The following is a 19,630-nucleotide window of genomic DNA, read 5'->3' as shown; positions in this document are numbered from 1 at the left end:
CACGGGACGGCGGAACCGCACCCGCCGTCGCGTGCCTGCGGGCCGCCCTCGCGACCGAGCAATCGAAAGGAGGACGGGGCCTCCACCGGCCTGCGGGCCGCCCCCTTCGCCCCGGAAGTGACATGACCGACCCCCACGACGAGTACGGCGACATCCTCCGCCGTGCGCTCAACGCGGAGGCGGAGAAGGTCACCCCCGCGGCCGACGGCCTGGAGCGGATCCGCCGCCGCATCGACGACCGACGCCGGCGCCGGTTCTCCTGGGACTGGTTCACCGCCAACTGGGCGCGTCCGCTGCTGGCGGTCGCGACCGCCGTGGCGATCGCCGGGCTCGGCGTCTCGGCGCCGCAGACGCTGGGGTTCCTGTCGTCGACCGCCGGCGGCAACGGCTCGTCCGACGGTCACGAGCAGACCGCGCGGAACGGGTCGACGCCCGGCGTCCCCGGCGTGCCGCCCGGCACCCGCGTCCCGGACTCCTACGGCAGCGCTCCCGGCGACGACCCTTCGGCGTCCGTCTCCTCCACCCCGCCGACCGCCAGCGGCTCACCCGCGTGCGGTCCCGGCGACACCACGACGGACCGGCCGTCCGCCAGCGGCTCCCCCGCCCCGCAGCAGAGCGGCACGTGCTCGACCCCGCCGACGTCGCCGACCCCGCCCACGCAACCGCCGCCCACCACGCCGACGACGACGCCTCCCAGCGAGCCCACCGAGCAGCCGGAGGCACCGACGTCGAGCGAGCCCGCTCCCGCCTCTACCGACGCGCCCGCCGTGGCCCCAGAGTGATCTGACGGTCACCGAGCCGAGCGCTCACAATCCCACACTCCGCGATCCCTCCAGCCCGGGATCGGCTTCCGCATGCCCGGAAACACCCGCCATGCCTGCGCCATGCGCATGCCCTGACGGGCGGCCTACCAGCGGCCGGTGGCGGCCAGCAGGACGGCCGCGGCCGCCACGCCCGCGGTGGAGGTGCGCAGGACGGTCGGGCCCAGGCGGACCGGACGCGCCCCGGCGGCGGCGAACCGGTCGAGTTCCTCGGGGGCGATGCCGCCCTCCGGCCCGACGATCACCACGATGTCGCCGCTGCCGGGCGGCCGCAGCGCGCTGAGCGGCTCGCCGGCCTCCTCGTGCAGGACGACGGCGCAGGCAGCGGCGGCGACCCGGGCCTCGACGTCGGCGGTGGCGGCCAGCGGCGGCACCTCCGGCAGCCAGCTGCGGCGGGCCTGCTTGGCGGCCTCCCGGGCGGCGGTGCGCCAGCGTCCCAGGGCCTTGTCGCGTTTCTCCGGGCGCCACTGCGTGACGCAGCGGGCCGCGGCCCACGGGACGATCTCGTCCACGCCCGCCTCGGTCATCGTCTCCACGGCCAGCTCGCCCCGCTCGCCCTTGGGCAGGGCCTGGACGACCACCAGACGCGGCTCAGGGCGCTCGTGGCGGTGCCGCGTGAGCACGTCCAGGGTCAGCGACGCCCGGTCGGCGGCGGCCACCACGCACTCGGCCAGCAGCCCGGCGCCGTCGGTGAGGTCGACGCGCTCGCCGGGCCGCAGCCGGCGCACGGTGGCCGCGTGCCGGCCCTCCGGCCCGCCGAGCAGGACGCGGTCGCCCTCCAGCGCGGAGGACTCGGCCAGGAAGACCGGCGGAGACACGATTCCCGTTTCCTACTGGTTCCCGTTGGGCGGGGTTCCGTCCTACTGGTTGAACACGTCGCGCAGGCGTGAGAAGACGCTGCGCTGCCCGGGGGCGAACTTGCCGGGCGGACGCTCCTCGCCGCGCAGCTCGGCCAGGCGGCGCAGCAGCTCCTCCTGCTCGTCGTCGAGCTTGGACGGAGTCTCGACGTTGACGTGGATGAGCAGGTCGCCGCGGCCGCTCTCGTTCAGGTGCCGCACGCCCCGCCCGTACAGGGTGATGACCTGCCCGGACTGCGTGCCGGGCTTGATGTCGACCTCTTCGGCGCCGTCCAGCGTGTCGATGGTGACGCTGGTGCCGAGGGCCGCCGCGGTCATCGGGATCTGCACGGTGCAGTGCAGGTCGTCGCCCTCCCGCTCGAAGATCGGGTGCGGCTTCTCGACGATCTCCAGGAACAGGTCGCCGGGCGGGCCGCCGCCCGGGCCGACCTCGCCCTCCCCGGCCAGCTGGATGTGGATGCCGTTCTCCACGCCCGCCGGGATCTTGACCTTGACGGTGCGGCGGGTGCGGACCCGGCCGTCGCCCGAGCACTCCGGGCACGGGGTGCGGATCACGCTGCCGAAGCCGCCGCAGCGCGGGCACGGCCGCGAGGTCATCACCTGGCCGAGGAACGAGCGCTGCACCTGCTGCACCTCACCGCGGCCCATGCAGGTGTCGCAGGTCTCCGGGTGGGTGCCGGGCGCGCAGCCCGAGCCCTCGCAGGTGGTGCACACCACGGCGGTGTCGATCGTCAGCTCGCGCGTGGTGCCGAAGGCGGTCTCGGCCAGGTCCAGCTCGACGCGCAGCGTGGCGTTGCGGCCGCGCCGGGCGCGGGTGCGCGGGCCACGCGAGGTCGCCGTGCCGAAGAAGGCGTCCATGATGTCGCTGAACGGGAAGCCGGCGCCGCCGAACGGCCCGGCCCCGCCCGCGCCCGAACCCGCGGCCGCGAACGGGTCCACGCCCAGGTCGTACATCTCGCGCTTCTTGGGGTCGGAGAGCACCTCGTACGCCTGGGTGATCTCCTTGAACCGCTCCTGGGTCTCCGGATCGGGGTTGACGTCCGGATGCAGCTCGCGCGCGAGCCGCCGGTACGCCTTCTTGATCTCGTCCGGGCTCGCGTCGCGGCGGACCCCCAGGGTCGCGTAGTAGTCGTTGGCCACTTACGACCCCGCCAGGATCTGTCCAACGTAGCGTGCCACTGCCCGTACCGCTCCCATCGTGCTGGGGTAGTCCATGCGTGTCGGCCCGAGCACTCCGAGCCGAGCCAGGGTCCTGTCCCCGACGCCGTAGTCGGCCGCGACCACCGAGGTGAAGCGCAGCCCCTCGTCGGGGTTCTCCGTGCCGATCCGCACGGTAACAGAAGACGAGGACTCGCCGACCTCGCCGAGCAGGCGCATCAGCACCACCTGTTCCTCCAGGGCCTCCAGGACCTCGCGCAGGCTCTGCGAGAAGTCCACGGCCGCCAGGTTGGCGGCGCCGGCGAACACGATCTTCTCGTCGTGCTTCTCGACCAGCGTCTCCAGCAGCACCGACAGTACCGCCGCGGCGACCGGCCGGTCGTCCACCGCCACCTTCTCCGGGAGGTCGGCCACGGCGTTCGGCACCTCGCCGAGCCCGCAGCCGTCCAGGCAGGTGTTGAGCAACGCCCGCAGGTGCCCGACGGTGTCCTCGGAGACGTCGCGCGGCGTCTCGATGACCCGCTGCTCGACCCGGCCCGTGTTGGTGATCAGGACCAGCAGCAGCCGGTGCGAGGCCACCGGGACCAGTTCCACGTGCCGCACCGTCGAGCGGGTCAGCGACGGGTACTGCACCACGGCGACCTGGCGGGTCAGCTGGGCCAGCAGCCGTACCGTCCGGCCCACCACGTCGTCGAGGTCGTAGGCGCCGCTGAGGAACGTCTCGATGGCGCGCCGCTCGGCCGACGACAGCGGCTTGATCGTCGACAGCCGGTCGACGAACAGCCGGTAGCCCTTGTCGGTGGGCACCCGGCCCGCGCTGGTGTGGGGCTGGGTGATGTACCCCTGCTCCTCCAGCACGGCCATGTCGTTGCGGATCGTCGCCGGGGACACTCCGAGGTTGTGCCGGTCGGCCAGCGACTTGGACCCGACCGGCTCGTTGGTGGAGACGTAGTCCTCGACAATGGCGCGCAGGACCGCCAGCTTCCGGTCGTCGAGCACGTGGTCACCTCCCCTGCCCCCGTACTGGCACTCCATACTTCCGAGTGCCAAGTGTACGGCCCGGCGGGCACCGGCTGGAGTGCCTGGCGCGGCCGAAAGCAGCCCCGGGGCGTCCCCAGGGCCGTGCCCGTGGCCGGTCCCGGCCTCCCGGGGGGCGCGCCACGCCGAAGGACGTGCGCGAACGGTGCCGGGGCGAGCAGTGCGGTTAATGTGCGGATCCGTGCGGAGTAAGGACTACGGAAACGACGTCCTGGCAGGCGACTGGCGGCGGCCCCGCAAGGGTCAGATCCCCGAGATCCCGGCCGAACGCGACCTGGTGGTGGAGGACCCGGACAGCGGCTTCTGCGGCGCCGTGGTCGGCTGCGACAAGTTCGGCGTGACGCTGGAGGACCGGTTCGGCAAGCGCCGGGTGTTCCCGTTGGCCAAGGCGGGGTTCCTGCTGGACGGCAAGCCCGTCACGCTCGTCAGGCCGGCCCAGGCCCCGCAGGGACCGCGAGCCCCGGCGCGCTCCGCCTCCGGGTCCATCGCGGTGAGCGGCCTGCGCGCGCGTGTGGCCAAGGAGAGCCGCATCTACGTGGAGGGCGTGCACGACGCCGAGCTGGTGGAGAAGATCTGGGGCCACGACCTGCGGGTGGAGGGCGTGGTCGTGGAGTACCTGGAGGGCGTGGACGACCTGCCCGCCATCGTGGAGGAGTTCGCGCCCGGCCCGGAACGCCGCCTGGGCGTGCTCGTCGACCACCTGGTGGAGGGTTCCAAGGAGAGCCGGATCGCCGCGCGAGTGCGCTCCCCCCACGTTCTGGTGACCGGCCACCCGTTCGTCGACATCTGGCAGGCCGTCAAGCCCCGCGCCGTGGGAATCAGGGCCTGGCCGAACGTCCCGCGCGGCGTACCTTGGAAGGAAGGCGTGCTCGCTGCTCTGGGTTGGGGGGACGACGTGGGCGAGGGATGGCGGCGCATCCTCGGTTCCGTGAACTCCTATACGGACCTGGAACCTGAGCTGCTCGGGCGCGTCGAAGAAATCATCGACTTCGTAACGGCCCCCTAGCGCCTCAAAGGCCGTTCCGCGGCCTTGCCAGGCGTCCTTGCCCCCGATCCCTCGTCCCCACTTCCTTGTCCCAGCCCCGCAGCCCTCACCGCAGGCGACCACGAGGAGCAGGCCATGACGCACGGGCACCCCGGCCAGCCGGGATACGACCCGCCCAACCACGGGCAGCAGCCGGGCTACGGACAGCAGCCGGGCTACGGCCAGTCCCAGCCCGGATACGACCCCGGCTACGGACAGCAGCCCGGCTACGGCCAGGCCCCGGGGTACGGGCAGCCTGGGTACGGGCAGCCGGGATACGACGCGTACGGGCAGGCGCCCGGGTACGGCTCCTACGGCGGCCAGATGCAGCCGTACGGCGCCCCCGGATACGGCCCTGGGCAGACGACCTCGGACGAGCGGACGTGGGCGCTGCTGGGCCATCTGGGCCAGCTCGTCCTCGGTTTCATCGCGCCGCTGCTGGTCTACCTGATCAAGAAGGACGAGTCGCCCTTCCTGCGGCACCACGGCGCCCAGGGCCTGAACTTCGCGATCACCCAGACCGTCTACGTGATCATCAACATCGTGCTGATGTTCCTGATCATCGGGTTCTTCACGTTCCTCGCGCAGTTCATCGCGCAGATCGTGCTGCTGATCATGGCGGCCGTCGCCGGGAACCGCGGCGAGTGGTACCGCTTCCCCTCGTTCATGGCCTGGCCCATGATCCGCTGACGCGCACGCCGCGCCGAGCCGGGCCGGGCCGACGTCAGGCCGGTCGACGTGTCGGGCCGGTCGACGTGTCGGGCCGGTCGACGTGTCAGGTCAGGTCGCGGACGACGGCGTCGGCGAGCAGGCGGCCGCGCAGGGTCAGCACCGCGCGGCCGCGCCGGTAGGGCTCCGGCTCGATCAGCCCGTCGTCGATCATGCGGCGGACGGCCCCGTCGTCCAGGAGCTCGGCGGGACAGCCGTCGGCCAGCCGCAGCTCGAGCATGACGCGCTCGATACGCCGGTCGGTGTCGTCCAGGACTTCGCGTGCGTGCGCGGGGGTGACGCCCTCGGCCAGCCGCGCCGCGTAGGCGGCGGGGTGCTTGACGTTCCACCAGCGGGTGCCGCCCACGTGACTGTGCGCGCCGGGGCCCACGCCCCACCAGTCGGCGCCCGTCCAGTAGAGCATGTTGTGGCGGCAGCGGGCTTCGGAGGTCGCCGCCCAGTTGGAGATCTCGTACCAGCGCAGGCCGTTCGCGCTCAGCGTCTCCTCCGCGATGAGGTAGCGGTCGGCCATGGCGTCGTCGTCCGGCTGCTCCAGCCGCCCGCGCCGCACCTGCGCGGCCAGGCGGGTGCCCTCCTCGACGATGAGCGCGTAGGCCGAGACGTGGTCGGGCTCCGCGGCCAGCGCCGCTTCCAGAGACGCCCGCCAGTCGTCGTGGCTCTCCCCCGGCGTGCCGTAGATGAGGTCCAGGTTGACGTGTTCGAAGCCCGCCCTGCGGGCCCAGTCCACCACCTGGGGCACGCGCCCGGGCGTATGGGCGCGGTCCAGCACGGCCAGCACGTGCTCGCGCGCGCTCTGCATGCCATAGGAGACGCGGGTGAATCCGGCCTCGCGGAGCTTGCCCAGGTACGCCTCGTCCACCGACTCGGGATTGGCCTCGGTGGTGACCTCGGCGTCAGGGGCCAGCCCGAACTCGGCGTCGATGGCACCGAGAACGCGGCCCAGGTCGTCCGGGGCCAGCAGCGTCGGCGTGCCCCCGCCCACGAAGACGGTCGCCACGGGCAGTTCCGCGTCGCCGAGCACGCGGCGCGCCATCCGGATTTCGGCGATCGCCGTGTCCGCGTAGGAGTCACGGCTCGCCCCCGGGCCGAGTTCACCGGCGGTGTAGGTGTTGAAGTCGCAGTAGCCGCACCGCGTCACGCAGAACGGCACGTGCACGTAGAAGGCGAACGGCCGCGTCCCCAGCCCTTCCAGGGCGCGCGCGGGAAGCGCGCCGTCGGCGGGTACGGGGTCACCATCGGGCAAGGTAGCGGGCACCCCTCCAGTCTGCCGCTCCTCGCCTCATGCCGAGACCATCCCTGGGGTCACCGCCCAGCGAGCCTGGCACGCAGCCAGTCGGGCATGTGCTCCTCCGAGCGGGGGAAGTGTTCCAGGTCCACCGCGTAGGTGTCGGCGGTCAGCGGCGGGTTGAAGTCGGGTTCGCCGTCGTAGTCGAACTCGGCGCTGAACCGCCCGGACCGTTCCACCCGCAGGCGCGCGGTGAACCACGCGCCCTTGTCCTCGCGGTACATCAGCTGCCGCAGGTCGTCCATCTTGTCGCTGGCCTGCCCGGGCACCGTGGTGGGCCGGATGTTGCCGTCCGCGTCGACGACCTGCAGGGCCGAACTGTCGATGCTGACGGTGGCGCGGAACACGAACTCCATGTGCTCCCACCCGTCGGGGGCCGCCGACCGCAACGCCCGCACCGCCCCGTTCACCGTTTCCCGCTCCTCCGGAGACAACCTCACCTGCTCGGAGTGGGTCACGGCACAACCTCCCTTGTCGTCCCACGCCGCCCAGCGGCCGATCCCCTCGACCCTACCGACCCGCCACTGCCCGCCCTGGAATCACCACCGTGTCGCCCATCGGCCGCATGGGCACGGGCGCCGTCCGGGACACCTTGGGGGGATTCTGCGCATGTGGGGGTCGGGGTGGTGATCAGCGTGGATAGAGTCGGCCACGTGCGGAACCAGGGGGCGACGGGGTACGGCCGGGTGCCGGTACGGGTGCTGCTGCACGGGGAGCCCGCTGGATGGCGCTCGGTGGTCGTCGACAAGGACGGGGCGGAACAGCACGCCGACCTGGGCGGCCCGGGTGTCCTGTGGAGCGAGAACGGCCGCGACGACCCCGAACCCGCGTGGTGGGCGCGCCGGCTGGCCGAGACGGCGGCGGCGTTGCGCCGCCGCGTCGACGAGACGCTGACCGACCGCACGTTCGCCGAGCTGGGCGTCGAGGCCGAGGTCACCTGGTTCGCGGTGGACGAGCCGGTCGCCTGGGAGGGCCTGGTCACGCTGCGCGAACCCGACCCCGCGCGGTTCCCCGGCCGGGTGCCGCCGTTCGTGGTCACGCTGGAGCCGGGACGCGGCGCCCTGCTGCCGGGGGCCAGCCTGCTGTTCACCACCCTCGCGCAGGACGCCTGGACCACGCTGACCGCCGTGGCCGAACGCTGCCGCACCCCTTCGCCGGTCGCCTCGTTCGTGTGCGGCTGGGACGGCACGCGCACCGTGCGGGTGGGCCGAGGAAGCCTCTCGCTGTCGACCAGGCGCGGCCACGACGGCGTGGAGCGGATCGGCGAGATCCACGGCGAGCGCCGCCCGGGCTGGGGCGGCAACCCCGAGCTGCGCGTCCGTCTCGACGGCATCGACCTGCTGGACGAACCCGCACGCGACGTCGTGACGCTGTTCCGCGACCTCGGCCACGAGGTGGTGGCCAGGAGCGGCCTGCACGTCCTGCCTGCGCTGGGCCTGACGCTCTACCCGCCCGAGGGGACGGCCGAACGGTTCACCGCCGCCGCCCTTCGCGACCCGCTCGCCGGCGGCGACCACCACTGAGCCGGCCGGTCGCGGCCAGGGTGGCCGGCGGTGACGGCGGTAGGAATCGGCGGCGGGGGCTGCCGAGCGCGCCGGTCCGGGCGGCGGGGTGTCACACGACGGCGACGGCGTCGATCTCGACCAGGCGCCCGGGGGCCAGGCCGGCGACGACGTGGACGGTGATGGCCGGCGGCGGGTCGGCCGGGTCCCACATCTGCTGGAAGGCGGCCACGCCCTCGTCGAAGCTGTGGCCGTCCACCACGGCGATGGTCCAGTGCACGATATCGGCCAGGCTCGCCCCCTCGCTCTCCAGGATGGTGCGAAGGTTGCGGAGCGCCTGCAGGGCCTGTTCCGCGACCGTGGGGCCGACGACCCTGCCGTCGGCGTCGACGCCGTTCTGCCCGCCGATGTAGATCGTCTTCGTCGGCTGCTCGACCACGACGGCCTGGCTGAAGGCCCGGCTGCGATGCAGCCCCTCGGGGTTGATGTGACGTACGCCCATGTGTCGCCCTCCTCTGACGATGACACCGGTAATAGTGGTGTCGCGCGACACCAGTTATAGTGGTTTCATGCGTGCGAGCACAACCGGACGGGTCCTGCACGACCCCAAGGGAGGGTCGTTCCGCTTCGACGCCGGCGCGGTCTGCCTGGACTTCGCCCACACCGGCGGCGAGGGCCGCTACGCGGTGTTCGAGACCCTCCACCAGCCCGCCGACCTGGCCCGATGGCTGGCCGAGCCGCCGCTGTCCGCGGTCATGACGGTTCCCGTGACGGCCGGCGAGCTGACCGCGGCCAAGGTCCTGCGCCAGGCGGTCTGGGACGCGGCCCATGCCCGGGCGGCGCGCCGGCCGATACCCGCCCGAGCGGTGGCGACCATCAACCGGGCCGCGGCGGAGGCGCCGCTGGCCCCCGAACTCGCGGCCGACGGCACCACGGCGGGGTGGGCGGCGCCGGTACGGGCGACGCAGGCGCTGTCGACCCTGGCCAGGGAGATGATCGAACTGCTGTCCGGGCCGCTGGCCGAACGCATCCGCGAATGCGCCGGTGACAACTGTCCGCTGCTGTTCGTCGACACGTCCCGTCCCGGCGCGCGCCGCTGGTGCTCGATGGAGCGCTGCGGCAACCGCCACAAGCTGCGGGCTCTGCGCGCCCGGCGAGCGGCGGAGCCGTGACGCGGACCCAACTGCCGGTCTGCTCCGGCTACCGCGAGCCGCCGCGGCGGGCGGTGAACCGAGCGGGGTTTCGGAGCGTCAAAGGAGTCATACCGTTCGCCAACAGCCATTCGGAGAGGACTCCCGCCATGGCCTACGGGCCTCCGCCGTCCCCCGGCTACGGCCACCAGCCCATCCCGCCCGCCGCGACGCCGGGCCACCGCGGCCTTCCGCAGGGCCCCTCCGGCCACGACGACACGACGTGGGCGCTGATGGCCTACGTGGGCCAGTTCGTGGTCAGCGTGATCGCGCCGCTGGTCGTCTACGTCGGCAGGGGCCGCTCGCCGTTCGTCCGGTGGCACGCCGCGCAGGGGCTCAACATGGCCGTCGCGGCGGTCGCCATGTGGCTCGTCGGGGGGCTGCTGTCGCTGCTGGCCGAGGTGATGATCTGGCTGCCGCTGGCGTTCACCGCCGTCACCTTCGTCTTCCTGGTGTACGCGGCGCGCGCCGCCAACCGCGGCGAGTTCCGCCGCGTGCCGCCCTTCATCGCCTGGCCGCTGTTCAAGTAGCCCGTCTCAAGTAGCCCGTCGCCCGCGGCCGGCGCCCTGGTGCGGCCGCGGGCGCCCGTTCGTCACGTCGCGGTGCCGGGGCCGGGCAGGACGGTCATGGTGCCGGGCTCGCCGGGCGGCTGGTCCAGGCGGACGACGCGTCCCGGATAGGCGCGTTCGGCGATCTCGACGTCGCGTTCGTCCCACTCCCCGTAGAACACCGGGCAGCCGTCCCACAGCTCCACCTTCTCGGCGCCCGTGGGCCAGCGGTGCCCGAAGGCGTCGATGAGGATGGGGTCCTCACAGTGCGGCAGATCCGGGCCGGTGCGGTGCGTCTGGTCGGGCACGGCGACTGTCCTCCTCGCAGCGGACCGGCACGGCGGCCGGTCGAAGATGGCATCGGGGGCGAGTTCGATCGGGAACGGCCGGGTCAGCGTGCGGGAGCGGCCCCAGGTCACGCGGGCCGCCTCGACGTAGCGGCCGTCACACCCGAGTTCGAACACCTCGACCTCGGGCTCGTCGCCCTTGAGGTCGACCACCCAGTACGACGGCACCCCGAACCGCTCGTACATCTCCTTCTTCCGGCCGAGGTCGGCCTCGCGCGAGGCGTCCGAGGTGACCTCGACGGCCAGCAGCGGCCCGCCGTCGATGTACCACAGATCGTCCCTGGCCTGCTCCTTGCGGAAGACCATCAGGTCCGACCGCAGCCAGGTGTCGTCCGCCAGCCGGGCACCGAACCCCGTGAGCGACTCCTGGTCCTCGGTCTCCGCGAGCCCGATCGGCACCACCAGGTCGGAGACCAGAACCTGATGCAACAACGTATGGGTCACGACAATCAGTGTTCCCGCGTGAACACTCCGTCACCACCGCTTTGCCATTTCCACAGCAACGCCCTACCTCCGGTCGACCTTGCCCGAGAGAACAGCGGCATTCACGACCCCACCCCCACCGCAGGCACACCCCAATCCACGCACATGCGCCTGCCGCCGTCCTCCCAGACACGCCCCCACGACCACAGCGCCTCAGGGCCCAACAGACCACCACAGACACACGTCACCCACAGGGCGCCTCCCACTACCACGGCCACACGGCACGCGCCCAACACAAAAACACCAACCCCACCCACATGCGCCTACCGCGGCCTCCCAAACACGCCCCACGACCACAGCACCTCAAGCACCGGCAGGCGACCGCAGGCACACTTCACCCGCAGGGCACCTGCCACAGCCTCAACGGCACGACCCCTACCACAGCCACACGGCACGACCCCAACACAGAAACACCAACCCCACCCACATGCCACCTGCCGCCGGCCTCCCAAACAGGCCCCCACGACCACAGCGCCTCAAGGCCCGGCAGGCGACCGCAGGCACACTTCACCCGCAGGGCACCTGCCACAGCCTCAACGGCATGACCCCTACCACGGCCACACGGCACGACCCCAACGCAGAAACATCAGCTCCACGCACATGCCGCCTGCCACGGCTTCGCGGGAACCGCACCGGCTGCGGCCACAGCGGCTTCATGGGGGCGACGCCACTGCGGAGACGGCGGTCTTATGGGCACGACACCGCCGCAGGCATGCCGGCTTGCGGGCATGCCGACACAAGGGGCTTGCCGGCCTCTGGGGCTTGGGCGTTCTCGGACGCGGGGGCATCACGGCCCGTCACGTCCGGGGGGCGCCTCAGGCGTGGGGCGTTACTTCTTGCCCTTGTCCTGCGACGACTCGCCCGTGGACAGGGCGGCGACGAAGGCCTCCTGCGGGACGTCGACACGGCCGATCGTCTTCATCCGCTTTTTGCCTTCCTTCTGCCTCTCCAGCAGCTTGCGCTTACGGGAGATGTCGCCGCCGTAGCACTTGGCGAGCACGTCCTTGCGGATGGCGCGGATGTTCTCGCGGGCGATGATGCGGGCGCCGATCGCGGCCTGGATGGGCACCTCGAACTGCTGCCGCGGAATGAGCTCCTTGAGCTTGCCGGTCATCATCAGACCGTATTCGCGGGCCTTGTCGCGGTGCACGATCTGGCTGAAGGCGTCCACCGACTCGCCCTGCAGCAGGATGTCCACCTTGACCAGGTCGGATTCCTGCTCGCCGCTGGGCTCGTAGTCCAGCGAGGCGTAGCCGCGGGTGCGCGACTTCAGCTGGTCGAAGAAGTCGAAGATGATCTCGGCGAGGGGCAGCGTGTAGCGGATCTCGACCCGGTTCTCCGACAGGTAGTCCATGCCCTGCAGGAGGCCGCGCCGGCCCTGGCACAGCTCCATGATCGCGCCGATGTGGTCGCTCGGGGACAGGATCGTCGCCCGCACCACCGGCTCGTACACGGCGCCGATCTTGCCCTCGGGGAACTCGCTGGGGTTGGTGACCACGTGCTCGGAGCCGTCCTCCATCAGCACCCGGTAGACCACGTTGGGCGCGGTGGCGATCAGCGACAGGTCGAACTCGCGTTCCAGCCGCTCCCGGACGATCTCCATGTGCAGCAGGCCGAGGAAGCCGCAGCGGAAGCCGAAGCCCAGTGCGGCCGAGGTCTCCGGCTCGTAGATCAGCGCGGCGTCGTTGAGCCGCAGCTTGTCCAGGGCGTCGCGCAGCTCGGGGTACTGGTCGCCGTCGACCGGATACAGGCCGGAGAACACCATGGGCTTGGGGTCCTGGTAGCCGCCCAGCGGCTCGGGCGCCGGCTTGGACGCCCCGGTGACGGTGTCGCCGACCCGCGCCTGCCGGACGTCCTTCACGCCGGTGATCAGGTAGCCGACCTCGCCGACGCCCAGCCCCTCCACCGGCTTGGGCTCGGGCGAGATCACCCCGACCTCGAGGGTCTCGTGCGCCGCGCCCGTGGACATCATCAGGCTCTTCTCGCGCCGCGACAGGTGCCCGTCGATGATCCGCACGTACGTCACCACGCCGCGGTAGGTGTCGTACACCGAGTCGAAGATCAGCGCCCGGGCCGGGCCGTCGGCGTCGCCGACCGGCGCCGGGACCGTCTCGACGATCCGGTTGAGCAGCTCGGGCACGCCCGCGCCGGTCTTGCCGCTGACCCGCAGCACCTCGGACGGGTCGCAGCCGATGATCCCGGCCAGCTCCTCGGCGTACTTGTCGGGTTGCGCCGCGGGCAGGTCGATCTTGTTGAGCACCGGGATCAGGTGCAGGTCGGCCTCCAGCGCCAGGTACAGGTTGGCCAGCGTCTGCGCCTCGATGCCCTGCGCCGCGTCCACCAGCAGCACCGCGCCCTCGCACGCCGCCAGCGACCGGGACACCTCGTAGGAGAAGTCGACGTGCCCCGGCGTGTCGATGAGGTTGAGCACGTAGTCGCGGCCGTCCGCCCCGGTCCACGGCAGCCGGACCGCCTGGCTCTTGATCGTGATGCCCCGCTCGCGCTCGATGTCCATGCGGTCCAGGTACTGGGCGCGCATCTGGCGCTCCTCGACCACGCCGGTCAGCTGCAGCATGCGGTCGGCGAGCGTCGACTTGCCGTGGTCGATGTGCGCGATGATGCAGAAGTTCCGGATGATCGCGGGATCGGTCTTGTTCGGCTCAGGCACCGGCGTCCGTTCGCAAACTCACTGGTGGACATGGATGCGGCAGATCATGCCGTATTCCATGGTCCCATGCCGCGCGGCGTGCTCGGTGCACGGGGCGCCGCTCGGTTTTGGCGGGACGGCGGTGATTGATAGGCTGTGCGACTGCGTGTGGCGTAGCGTCGTGCCCTGGGGCACCGTCGCCCCCGTCCAAACCCTTTCGTCGGAGCCTGTCCGTTCACGTGGGCAGGCGAAGGATCGCAACCAAGCTGAGGCACTACGACGTGGCTAACATCAAGTCCCAGATCAAGCGGAACAAGCAGAACGAGAAGCGCCGTCTGCGCAACAAGGCCGTCAAGTCGGAGCTGAAGACGGCGATCCGCAAGTTCCGTGAGGCCGCCGAGGCGGGCGACGTCGAGCAGGCGGTCGCGCTGCAGCGGCACGCCGCCCGCAAGCTGGACAAGGCCGTCAGCAAGGGCGTCATCCACAAGAACCAGGCCGCCAACCGCAAGTCGGCGATCGCCAAGCGGGCCGCCGCGCTGCAGGCCGCCGAGTAACACCCGCGCTCGTCCGGTGACGCCGCGGCCCGATGGGGCCGCGGCGTCCGGCGTACTGTGACCCTCGTGGACGAACGCCGCACCGTGAGGATCTCCAAGTACCTGGCCCGGCATCTGCGGCACCGCCCCCAGGACATCGGGATCACCCTGGACCCGCACGGCTGGGTGGACGTCGACGAACTGCTGTCGGCCGCCGCCCGCCACGGCTTCCCCTTCTCGCGCGACGAGCTCGACCACGTGGTGGCCGCCAACGACAAGCGGCGCTACGCACTGGACGCAACCGGGCGCCGTATCCGCGCCAACCAGGGCCACTCGGTCGACGTCGATCTCGACCTGCCCGTCACGCCCCCGCCACCGTACCTGTACCACGGCACCACGTCCCGTTTCGTGGCCGCCATCCGCCGCGACGGCCTGCGCCGCATGAACCGCCACGCCGTCCACCTGTCCCCCGACCGCGAGACCGCCGAGCGCGTCGGCTCCCGCCGCGGCCGCCCCGTGGTCCTCACCGTGGACTCCGGCCGCATGGCCGCCGACGGCCACGAGTTCCGCGTGACCCCCAACGACGTCTGGCTGGTCGAGAGCGTCCCGCCCCGGTACCTGCACTTCCGCGACTGACTCGGCCACCGGGCGGGCGGCGGGTCAGCGCATCGCGCGTGCGGCGACGATCGCCCCCACCGCCTTCTCCAGCGCGTAGGCGGGATCGGCGGCGCCGCCCTTGACCTGCGCGTCCGCCTCGGCGACCACGCTGAGCGCCCGCGCGACACCGTTGCCGGACCAGCCGCGCAGCTGCCGCTGCACGCGTTCGATCTTCCACGGGGGCATGCCGAGTTCCTTGGCCAGCGCCGCTCCCCGCGCGCCCCGGGGCGCTCCGCCGACCTTGGCCAGCCCCCGCACGCCCTGCGCCAGCGCGCTGACGATCAGCACCGGCGCGACGCCGGTGGCCAGCGCCCACCGCAGCTGCTCCAGCGCGTCGGCGAGCTGCCCCTCGATCGCCTTGTCGGCGACGGTGAACCCGCTGACCTCGGCGCGGCCCCGGTAGTAGCGCGCGACGGCCGCGTCGTCCACCCTGCCGCCGGTGTCGGCGACGAGCTGACTGCACGCCGCGGCCAGTTCCCGCAGGTCGTTGCCGACGGCGTCGATGAGCGACCGCGCCGCGTCCTGCGACACCTTGCCGCCCGACCGGCGGATCTCCTCGCGGACGAACGCGACCCGGTCCCCCATCTTGGTGAGCTTCGGCCGGGCGATCTTGCGGGCCTTGAGCTTGGTGAGCCCGTCCACCAGCGCCTTGCCCTTGGCCCCGCCATGGTGGACGACCACCAGGACGACGTCCTCGGCGGGCCGCTTGGCGTAGGCGAGGACTTCGGCGGTCAGGTCCTTGCCCAGGTCCTGTGCGGCGCGCAGCACCAGCACCTTGCCGCCGCCGAACAGCGACGGCGAGGTCAGCTCCGCCAGCCGCCCCGGCTCCAGGCCGCCCGGCACCAGGTCGATCACCTCGAGCTCCGGATCGGCGGCGCGCGCCTCCGCCACGATCTCACCGACCGCCCGCTCCACGAGCAGCTCTTCGTCTCCGACGATCAGATTCAGGGCTTCACCCGACACCCCAGCAGCATGCCACGCCCCACCCCGTCCCCAAGCCACCCCTCACAACCCCACCGCCAAACACCGCCCCCCAAACCCACACAAAAACCAACCCCCGCGACAGACACGCCAGCGCTCCGCCCCAATCACGCCGCACAAGCAGCAACAGCTGTCCCCGTCGGCACGGTCGACGGGCAAGCGGGGTGACTACACCCACAGCGCAACCAACCGGCAACAGCAAGCGATCGACCACCTACTGAAACAGACACGAGAGCGACCGCCCGCCACGCACAACAGCCTCCAACCCATCGCATTACGCCCCATCCCGCCTGAACGATCGGGACAAAAGCGAACTCCTCACTTCGCAACCGGCCCATCGGCAACAGGTGACAGCCACCAAGCCCATGCGACAGACACGCGCGGCGGTGGCATGCCGGGGATGTGCAGGCGTCCAGCCTGCCGGGCAGCGCAGGAACGACCGTCTTCTGCGACGCGGTGGGGCGCGGCGGGGCGGACTTGCCCTGAGTGCTGCCGGGGTGTCAGTGGCGGGTGACGACGGCCAGGCCCGCGGCGGTGCGGACGACGGCGATGTCTCCTTCCTGGTCAGTGCGGTGGATGCGCATGCCGAGACGGCGCAGCATGTCCATGGTGGCGGTGGACGGGTGGCCGTAGTCGTTGTCCCGTCCGACCGAGATGATGGAGATCGCCGCGTGTGTCGCGGCGAAGAACGCCGGCTCCTGCTTACGGGACCCATGATGTGGCACCTTCAGCACCTGCACCGGCGGCACGACACCCTGCAGGACGCGCTGCGCCTCGGGTTCGACGTCGCCGGCGAGGAGGGCGCTGAATCCCGGCCGCTGGGCCACGAGCACAACGCTCGCGTTGTTGATGGCCGTCCCATCGTCATCGGGGGTCAGCCGAGGCCCGGTTCCCGCGGGCCCCAAGATCGACAAGGTCAGTTCGTCGATCTGCCAACGCTGCCCGGCCACCGCCGGACGCGCCACCGTCCCACATCGCGACTGCCCTGAGGAAGGCCGGGCGCCATCGGTTGTGGCGCACTGGGCCCCTTCACCCTCCGCCGGGCCACCGACCGGTGTGCGGGCGGGCGGGCCGGCTGGAACGAGGGCTGGAAGGGCCTCCTTGGCGGTGCCGAGGGGTGTGGTCAGCACCGTGTGCAGGCCGCGTCCGTCGCGGACACCGGCGATTCCGTCGACGTGATCGGCGTGTGGGTGGGTGAGGACGAGCAGGGGAACCTCGCGTATGCCGAGACGGTCGAGGCAGGCGTCCACCGGACGGGGTTCCGGGCCGGTGTCGACCACGACGGCCCGTCCGGGCGCGGTCGACAGCACGACGGCGTCGCCCTGGCCGACGTCGCAGGCGACCATCATCCAGCCCGGCGGCGGCCAGCCCGGAGACAGGATCCGCAGGCCGGCGACCGCGACGAGCGTGCCCGCCATGGCCGCCACGACGACGAGCCGGACACGGCGGTACCGCAGGGTCAGCACGGCGCAGCCGCCGGCGGCGAGCAGCGCCAGCGCGCCGAGTCCGCCGCCACGCCAGGGGATGGTGGCGTACGGGAGGTCGGCCGCCGTCCGGGCCACCCACACGATCCAGCCGACCGCCAGCCCGGCGGGCCACACCACGACCTGGGCCGCTTCGGGCCAGACCAGCGCGATCAGAGTGGCGGCGGCGCCGAGGAGCGTGGCGGGCGGCACGGCCGGGGCGGCGAGCAGGTTCGCCAGGACGGCGACCACGCCCACCTCTCCGGACAGCATCACCAGGACGGGGGCGACGGCGATCTGCGCGGCCGCCGCGACGGCCAAGGCGTCTGCCAGCGGCCCCGGCACCCGGCGCCGCAGCCGTTCCCGCCACGGCGGCGCGAGGACGAGCAGGCCGGCGGTGGCGAGCACGGACAGCGCGAACCCGTACGAGCGGGCGAGCGTCGGGTCGATCAGCACCAGCAGCAGGACCGCGGCGCACAGTGCGGGCAGCCCTTGCCGTCGCCGTCCGGTGAACATCGCCAACAGGCCGATCAGCCCCATGACGGTCGCCCGCAGCACGCTGGGCTCCGGACGGGCGACCACCACGAACACCGGTACGGCCAGTGCGGCGATGAATGGCGCTCGCCGCCGTCCCAGCCCGGCCAGACGGCACAGGCCCAGGACCGCGCCGATGACGATCGCCAGGTTCGCCCCGGACACCACGAGCAGGTGGGTGAGCCCGGCGGTCCGGAAGTCCTCGGCGAGCCGAGGGTCGAGCCGGGAGGTGTCACCCACGACCATGCCGGGCAGGACGCCGCGTTGGTCGGGCGGCAGCCGGGCCACGGCCAGGCGCAACCTCGCGCGCACGTGCTCGGCGGCCCGCTGGACGGTCGAGGCGGGACTCAGCACGGTCGGCGGGCCGCGCACCACGACCACGGCGGCGAGCAGCTCGGCCCGCCTCGGCGGAGCGAACCGGCCGGTGAAGCGCACCCGCTGGCTGGGCAGCAGACCGATCCAGCGTCGATCGGCGGCGACCGCCAGGATCGGGACGCGCACCCTGGTCTTGCGCCCGCGGGCGTCAACGGTCTCGGCCCGCATCCGTATCAGGGCGAACCGCCGCCCGGCCACCGGCTGTGGATCCGCGGTCACCACCGCCTCGACCGCCGCGCGGCCGCCCGCCTCGGCGAGGTCGCGCACCGGGCCGGACTCGACGGCCGTGGCACGGAGCCCCACCCCGGCGGCCGACGCCGCGGCGCACGTCAACGCCAGCGTGCACCAGCGGCGCGCATCGCCCCGGCGGCGGCCGACGAGCACGACCGCGGCCACGGCGGCGCCGGCGATGCCGTACGCGACGGCCCGTCCCGTGCCGATCGCGACCGCCGCGGCGAGCCAGGCGGCCACGGCCGGGGCGACCAGCCGCAGGTCATGGTCCTTCACACGCGCACCAGCCTCTTGAGGTCGGCGAACCGCCGCTCGCCGATGCCCGAGACCTCCTGGAGCTGCTCCACGGAGCGGAACGCGCCGTGCTGGGTGCGGTAGTCCACGATGCGCTGGGCGAGCACGGGCCCGACCCCGGGGAGCTGGTCGAGCTGGTCGACGCTGGCCGTGTTGAGGTCGAGTTGCGCGCCGCCGACGGCGGACGCCCCGGCCGCCCCGCCGGGCGTCGCGGCCGGTGTGGGGGCGGCGGACGGCGCCCGCACACCGACCGCGATCTGCTCGCCGTCCACCACCTTGCGGGCGAGGTTGAGCGCTCCCGTACCGGCTCCCGGCCGCACTCCCCCGGCCGCCTTGATGGCGTCCGCCACCCGCGACCCGCCGGGCAGGGTGACCACACCGGGCCGCCTGACCTTGCCGTACACGTGCACCATGACCGGCGCGCCCTGTCCGCCGGCGGCTGTGGGGGCGGGCGCGGCGGGCGCCGACGAGCCCGCGACCAGTGCCGGCCGTCCGCCGGCCTCCGCGACGGGACGCGGCCGCGCCATCCAGAGGTAACCGGCGGCCACCAGCGCCGCGACCAGGGCCACGAGGACGAGCGCCCGTACACCTCCGGCCCCGGGATCCAGCCGGCCCAGCACGTCGGCGACCCGGCCGCGCCTCCCCGCGGTCTTGTCATCCGGTGGGCGAGGTGGTCCCGATCCGGGCTCTGGACGCGCCGCCCCCAGCATCCTGAAGCCACGCGCCTCGGTCCGTCCGTCTACAGGCTCGTCCCCCCGCACCGGCCCGGCATCCCCTCCCACCACCACACGCCCAGACTCCCCACCACCCGCCCGACGCTTCACCGCCCGGACACCGCCACCATCGCCCCGCCCGCCGCGCACCGACCGCGCGGTGGAGTGCCGGGCGTCGGCGTACGGGCGCTGGACGGCTCTTCGGGCAACCGCCGGTGGC

At 72.7% G+C, this 19,630-nt stretch carries 19 protein-coding genes; 8 read left to right on the top strand and 11 right to left on the bottom strand.

Translation table 11 applies throughout. The features are described from left to right. Positions 1-122: 122 nt before the first annotated feature. The gene (locus ABD811_RS20710) at positions 123-782 is read left to right on the top strand and encodes a hypothetical protein (RefSeq protein WP_344950027.1); all 660 of its coding nucleotides are present in this window, start codon (positions 123-125) and stop codon (positions 780-782) included. 125 nt (positions 783-907) lie between these two features. On the opposite strand, the gene ABD811_RS20705 is transcribed toward ABD811_RS20710, so the two are convergent. Genes ABD811_RS20705 through hrcA form a run of 3 tightly spaced genes read right to left on the bottom strand, consistent with a single transcriptional unit; the run spans position 908 to position 3,835 of the window. Continuing rightward, positions 908-1,639, bottom strand: a complete 732-nt coding sequence (locus ABD811_RS20705) for a 16S rRNA (uracil(1498)-N(3))-methyltransferase (protein ID WP_344950025.1) — start codon at positions 1,637-1,639, stop codon at positions 908-910. Between the two features lie 42 nt (positions 1,640-1,681). Next, positions 1,682-2,818 (bottom strand): molecular chaperone DnaJ, encoded by a 1,137-nt coding sequence (gene dnaJ / locus ABD811_RS20700; protein WP_344950022.1) that lies wholly within the window; start codon positions 2,816-2,818, stop codon positions 1,682-1,684. Continuing rightward, positions 2,819-3,835 carry a heat-inducible transcriptional repressor HrcA gene (hrcA, locus tag ABD811_RS20695; RefSeq protein WP_344950017.1) on the bottom strand — a complete coding sequence of 339 codons (1,017 nt, stop codon included), beginning with the start codon at positions 3,833-3,835 and terminating at the stop codon, positions 2,819-2,821. A gap of 208 nt (positions 3,836-4,043) precedes the next feature. Here hrcA and ABD811_RS20690 point away from each other — a divergent pair, with 208 nt between their 5' ends. Together ABD811_RS20690 and ABD811_RS20685 are read left to right on the top strand one after the other, a co-directional pair. After that, positions 4,044-4,880 carry a DUF3097 domain-containing protein gene (locus ABD811_RS20690; protein WP_344950014.1) on the top strand — a complete coding sequence of 279 codons (837 nt, stop codon included), beginning with the start codon at positions 4,044-4,046 and terminating at the stop codon, positions 4,878-4,880. Positions 4,881-4,994: 114 nt separating this feature from the next. Next, positions 4,995-5,588 carry a DUF4870 domain-containing protein gene (locus ABD811_RS20685; RefSeq protein WP_344950011.1) on the top strand — a complete coding sequence of 198 codons (594 nt, stop codon included), beginning with the start codon at positions 4,995-4,997 and terminating at the stop codon, positions 5,586-5,588. A gap of 85 nt (positions 5,589-5,673) precedes the next feature. Here ABD811_RS20685 and hemW read toward each other — a convergent pair whose 3' ends face one another. Both hemW and ABD811_RS20675 read right to left on the bottom strand, forming a co-directional pair. Beyond that, on the bottom strand, positions 5,674-6,882 hold the full coding sequence (gene hemW, locus ABD811_RS20680; protein WP_344950008.1) for a radical SAM family heme chaperone HemW: 1,209 nt from the start codon (positions 6,880-6,882) through the stop codon (positions 5,674-5,676). Between the two features lie 47 nt (positions 6,883-6,929). Next, on the bottom strand, positions 6,930-7,370 hold the full coding sequence (locus ABD811_RS20675) for an antitoxin YezG family protein (protein WP_344950005.1): 441 nt from the start codon (positions 7,368-7,370) through the stop codon (positions 6,930-6,932). Positions 7,371-7,565: 195 nt separating this feature from the next. Between ABD811_RS20675 and ABD811_RS20670 the strand changes: the two genes are divergently transcribed. Next, positions 7,566-8,435: a hypothetical protein gene (locus ABD811_RS20670; RefSeq protein ID WP_344950002.1), complete on the top strand. Its 870-nt coding sequence runs from the start codon at positions 7,566-7,568 to the stop codon at positions 8,433-8,435. Between the two features lie 91 nt (positions 8,436-8,526). On the opposite strand, the gene ABD811_RS20665 is transcribed toward ABD811_RS20670, so the two are convergent. Then, complete coding sequence (locus tag ABD811_RS20665) at positions 8,527-8,916, bottom strand: RidA family protein (RefSeq protein WP_344949999.1); 390 nt, start codon at positions 8,914-8,916, stop codon at positions 8,527-8,529. A gap of 67 nt (positions 8,917-8,983) precedes the next feature. On the opposite strand from ABD811_RS20665, the gene ABD811_RS20660 reads away from it, so the two are divergent. Beyond that, a complete protein-coding gene (locus tag ABD811_RS20660) occupies positions 8,984-9,586 on the top strand; it encodes a CGNR zinc finger domain-containing protein (RefSeq protein WP_344949997.1) in 603 nt (200 codons plus the stop codon). A 128-nt stretch (positions 9,587-9,714) separates the two neighbouring features. After that, entirely contained in the window at positions 9,715-10,134 is a 420-nt protein-coding gene (locus tag ABD811_RS20655; RefSeq protein ID WP_344949994.1) for a DUF4870 domain-containing protein, read from the top strand. A gap of 62 nt (positions 10,135-10,196) precedes the next feature. On the opposite strand, the gene ABD811_RS20650 is transcribed toward ABD811_RS20655, so the two are convergent. Together ABD811_RS20650 and lepA are read right to left on the bottom strand one after the other, a co-directional pair. After that, entirely contained in the window at positions 10,197-10,949 is a 753-nt protein-coding gene (locus ABD811_RS20650) for a Uma2 family endonuclease (protein WP_344950173.1), read from the bottom strand. Positions 10,950-11,811: 862 nt separating this feature from the next. Further along, positions 11,812-13,650, bottom strand: a complete 1,839-nt coding sequence (gene lepA / locus ABD811_RS20645) for a translation elongation factor 4 (protein WP_344949991.1) — start codon at positions 13,648-13,650, stop codon at positions 11,812-11,814. Between the two features lie 260 nt (positions 13,651-13,910). Here lepA and rpsT point away from each other — a divergent pair, with 260 nt between their 5' ends. Beyond that, complete coding sequence (gene rpsT, locus ABD811_RS20640; protein WP_344949987.1) at positions 13,911-14,183, top strand: 30S ribosomal protein S20; 273 nt, start codon at positions 13,911-13,913, stop codon at positions 14,181-14,183. Positions 14,184-14,249: 66 nt separating this feature from the next. Further along, positions 14,250-14,798: an RNA 2'-phosphotransferase gene (locus ABD811_RS20635; RefSeq protein WP_344949983.1), complete on the top strand. Its 549-nt coding sequence runs from the start codon at positions 14,250-14,252 to the stop codon at positions 14,796-14,798. Positions 14,799-14,822: 24 nt separating this feature from the next. Here the strand turns inward: ABD811_RS20635 and holA are convergent, their stop codons facing one another. The 3 genes from holA to ABD811_RS20620 all read right to left on the bottom strand — a co-directional run bounded on the left by holA (position 14,823) and on the right by ABD811_RS20620 (position 19,317). Beyond that, positions 14,823-15,782, bottom strand: coding sequence for a DNA polymerase III subunit delta (gene holA, locus ABD811_RS20630; RefSeq protein ID WP_344949980.1), 960 nt, complete (start codon positions 15,780-15,782; stop codon positions 14,823-14,825). 518 nt (positions 15,783-16,300) lie between these two features. Beyond that, a complete protein-coding gene (locus ABD811_RS20625) occupies positions 16,301-18,679 on the bottom strand; it encodes a ComEC/Rec2 family competence protein (protein WP_344949977.1) in 2,379 nt (792 codons plus the stop codon). Continuing rightward, positions 18,676-19,317 (bottom strand): helix-hairpin-helix domain-containing protein, encoded by a 642-nt coding sequence (locus ABD811_RS20620; protein ID WP_344949974.1) that lies wholly within the window; start codon positions 19,315-19,317, stop codon positions 18,676-18,678. Before ABD811_RS20620 ends, ABD811_RS20625 begins: the two co-directional genes overlap by 4 nt. Between the last annotated feature and the right edge of the window lie 313 nt (positions 19,318-19,630).

Source organism: Actinomadura miaoliensis (assembly GCF_039536785.1).
In the GTDB taxonomy this organism is placed as follows: Bacteria; Actinomycetota; Actinomycetes; order Streptosporangiales; family Streptosporangiaceae; genus Spirillospora; species Spirillospora miaoliensis.
This window is presented reverse-complemented; position numbering and strand designations above follow the sequence as displayed.

What these genes read in the sequence shown, in the direction of transcription:
- ABD811_RS20685 (WP_344950011.1), top strand. Translation starts at nt 4,995, where the DNA reads ATGACGCACGGGCACCCCGGCCAGCCGGGATACGACCCGCCCAACCAC.
- ABD811_RS20665 (WP_344949999.1), bottom strand. Translation starts at nt 8,916, where the DNA reads ATGGGCGTACGTCACATCAACCCCGAGGGGCTGCATCGCAGCCGGGCC.
- ABD811_RS20710 (WP_344950027.1), top strand. Translation starts at nt 123, where the DNA reads ATGACCGACCCCCACGACGAGTACGGCGACATCCTCCGCCGTGCGCTC.
- ABD811_RS20655 (WP_344949994.1), top strand. Translation starts at nt 9,715, where the DNA reads ATGGCCTACGGGCCTCCGCCGTCCCCCGGCTACGGCCACCAGCCCATC.
- ABD811_RS20690 (WP_344950014.1), top strand. Translation starts at nt 4,044, where the DNA reads ATGTGCGGATCCGTGCGGAGTAAGGACTACGGAAACGACGTCCTGGCA.
- ABD811_RS20660 (WP_344949997.1), top strand. Translation starts at nt 8,984, where the DNA reads ATGCGTGCGAGCACAACCGGACGGGTCCTGCACGACCCCAAGGGAGGG.